A 432-nucleotide genomic window follows, 5' to 3' on the forward strand; every position below is an offset into this window, starting at 1 on the left:
CATGGCATGTGGCACAACTTTGGGTGCGGTTTAGAGACAGGTTGCTATCGAAATACAGTTGCTGTCCCAGGGCTTCCTTGCTCAGCGGTACTGCTGGTGTATGTGAGGCACTGTCCGTTTGACCGGAGCTGCAGGCGGACAGGAGTGTAATAATACTCAGTAGCGGGAGTAGTCTTAAATTCATGAATCTATCTCGAAATAGAATGCTAATGATAACGAATCGTATTCGCGATAATATCAAGAATGCTTGCTTCTGTATCGGTGTTTGTCACCGTTGTGACGCTTTTATTGCTGATGTGATACAACGCAACAACGGTTACTGTGGATTCCCCCGGAAAGTTGCAGCGAACGATCCCGGGAGCTGCGTTTTTCAATAAGTCGATCTGAGGGGGCTGTCTTTGATTGATGATTCAACTGGCGAACAGCTTCAGG

The 432-nt window shown here is 47.5% G+C and carries 1 protein-coding gene; it reads right to left on the bottom strand.

Features of this window, described 5'->3' with window-relative positions; all coding sequences use genetic code 11:
• A partial coding sequence (locus QWI17_RS08995) for a cytochrome c peroxidase (RefSeq protein ID WP_302722177.1) occupies positions 1-184 on the bottom strand: 184 nt, incomplete at its 3' end.
• Between the last annotated feature and the right edge of the window lie 248 nt (positions 185-432).

It is taken from the genome of Gilvimarinus gilvus, assembly GCF_030518155.1.
GTDB classification, from domain to species: Bacteria; Pseudomonadota; Gammaproteobacteria; order Pseudomonadales; family Cellvibrionaceae; genus Gilvimarinus; species Gilvimarinus gilvus.